The 1,960-nt window shown below is 73.7% G+C and carries 2 protein-coding genes and 1 tRNA gene; 2 read left to right on the top strand and 1 reads right to left on the bottom strand.

The genetic code is table 11. The features are described from left to right. The first annotated feature begins 14 nt into the window (after nt 1-14). Nucleotides 15-86, top strand: a tRNA-Val gene (locus ACFCY1_RS31210). A gap of 302 nt (nt 87-388) precedes the next feature. Here ACFCY1_RS31210 and ACFCY1_RS31205 read toward each other — a convergent pair. After that, nucleotides 389-589 (bottom strand): hypothetical protein, encoded by a 201-nt coding sequence (locus ACFCY1_RS31205; protein WP_049656200.1) that lies wholly within the window; start codon nt 587-589, stop codon nt 389-391. A 406-nt stretch (nt 590-995) separates the two neighbouring features. Here ACFCY1_RS31205 and ACFCY1_RS31200 point away from each other — a divergent pair. Beyond that, on the top strand, nt 996-1,960 hold a 965-nt coding region (locus ACFCY1_RS31200), incomplete at its 3' end, for a serine/threonine-protein kinase (RefSeq protein ID WP_375876746.1).

The following is a 1,960-nucleotide window of genomic DNA, read 5'->3' as shown; positions in this document are numbered from 1 at the left end:
GACCGCCACATCAGGCGCGATTAGCTCAGCGGGAGAGCACTACCTTGACACGGTAGGGGTCACTGGTTCAATCCCAGTATCGCGCACAGTAACGGCCGGGGCCGCGATCCGTAAGGGTCGCGGCCCCGGCCTTTTGTCGTCCCGTTCGGGTGGTTCCGGGCGCCGGGCCTCCGGCGGGGAAGCGCCGGGAAAAGAGAAGAGCCGCGTACGGACGCCCTCACCGACGTCCGTACGCGGCGTCTCCGCCTGCCGGGGCGCTCTGCGCACCGCCCACGCCCGTCCGCGTGTCATCGCGGCCGCGGCCTCCCCGGCGGCACCGCTCCCCGTCCCCAGGGGTTCGGTGCCCGTCTTCGACCGGCCTCGGGGCCGGTGTCCTTCTTTCCCCTGCTCAGCGGGCGATCAGATCGGCGACGGCCTGGGCCTGGTTCGCCATCTGCTCCCACCCTCCGAAGAGCAGCACCAGCAGCACGGCGCACGGCAGGGCCATGGCCAACGCCACCGCGGGGTGCCGCGTGGGCTGCTCGGCGGACCCCGTCCGGAGGGAGGCCTGCCGACGGCGGCGGGGGGTTCCCGTGAGCTGCGGTGGCATGTCCTGGCTCCTGATCCGGTCGAGTTGGCGCGGTGGACGGCTTACCTCGGGGGACGAGCTCCCCGTCCACCGCTGAGCACAACGCTATTGGTCGGGGGCCCCTCCGGGCGTCATGCCGTCGTACTGTTCCTCGGACGTCCCGGAGGATGACGATCGGACTTGAGGCCTACTACCGCAGGGGGACAGCGGGCTCATCCGACCCCCGGGGGAACCCTGAGGGGCAACCCCGAGAGGCCCTCCGACGGCCCTGTGACCTGCAGGTCAGCGCAAGATCCGACAATCGCACGGTGGCTACGGGTGTTGCGTATCAGCACACCGCAGCGGGCAGTCCGTAAGCTGTGCCAGACAGAAACTGACGATGGCCCAACCGACGGGGCCTCACCCACCGGCTGACGGGGAACGAAACATGGCGATGATGCGGCTGAGGCGTGAGGACCCCCGCATCGTCGGGCCGTACCGCCTGCACCGGCGACTGGGCGCCGGCGGCATGGGCGTGGTCTACCTCGGCTCCGACCGCCGCGGGCAGCGCGTCGCCCTCAAGCTGATCCGCGCCGAACTCGCCGAGGACCAGGAGTTCCGCACCCGCTTCGCCCGCGAGATCGCCGCCGCCTCCCGGATCCGGGGCGGCTGCACCGCGCGCGTGGTCGGCTCGGACATCGAGACCGAACGGCCCTGGCTCGCCACCGCGTACGTCCCCGGGCCCTCGCTGTACAAGCGGGTCGGCGACGAAGGACCGCTGAACTGGCCCGAGGCCGCCCGGATCGGGGCCGCGCTGGCCGACGGACTGGTCAAGGTGCACGAGGCCGGAGTGGTCCACCGGGACCTCAAGCCCTCCAACATCCTGCTCTCGCCCCGGGGCCCGCGCATCATCGACTTCGGCATCGCGTGGTCGCGCGGCGCCAGCACGCTCACCCACGTCGGCACCGCCGTCGGCTCCCCCGGCTTCCTCGCGCCCGAGCAGGTGCGCGGGGCCGCCGTCACCCCCGCCACCGACGTCTTCGCCTTCGGGGCCACCCTCGCCTACGCGCTCACCGGGGACACCCCGTTCGGGTCCGGGGCCTCCTCCGAAGTGATGCTGTACCGGGTCGTCCACGAGGAGCCCGACCTCGCCGCCGTACCGCCGCAACTGGCGCCTCTGATCCGGGCCTGCCTGGCCAAGGAACCCGCCGAACGGCCCGGGGCCGCCGCACTGCACGAGCGGCTCAGCGAACTGGCCGCGCGCGGGACCGCGGCCGGGGCCTCCGGCACCACCCGCGCGGCGCGAGCCGGCCGGGGCGGCCCCGCGCCGGTCCCCGCCCCGGCCCAGGCCCCGCAGGAGAACGGCCGGCCGGGCGTGCCCGCCCCCGGGCGCTCGCCCGAACCACCCGCCGC

This window comes from Kitasatospora sp. NPDC056273, from assembly GCF_042268845.1.
Taxonomy (GTDB): Bacteria; Actinomycetota; Actinomycetes; order Streptomycetales; family Streptomycetaceae; genus Kitasatospora.
Note: the sequence above shows the minus strand (reverse complement) of the source record. Positions and strands in the feature narration are given on the sequence as shown.

What these genes read in the sequence shown, in the direction of transcription:
- ACFCY1_RS31205 (WP_049656200.1), bottom strand. Translation starts at nt 589, where the DNA reads ATGCCACCGCAGCTCACGGGAACCCCCCGCCGCCGTCGGCAGGCCTCC.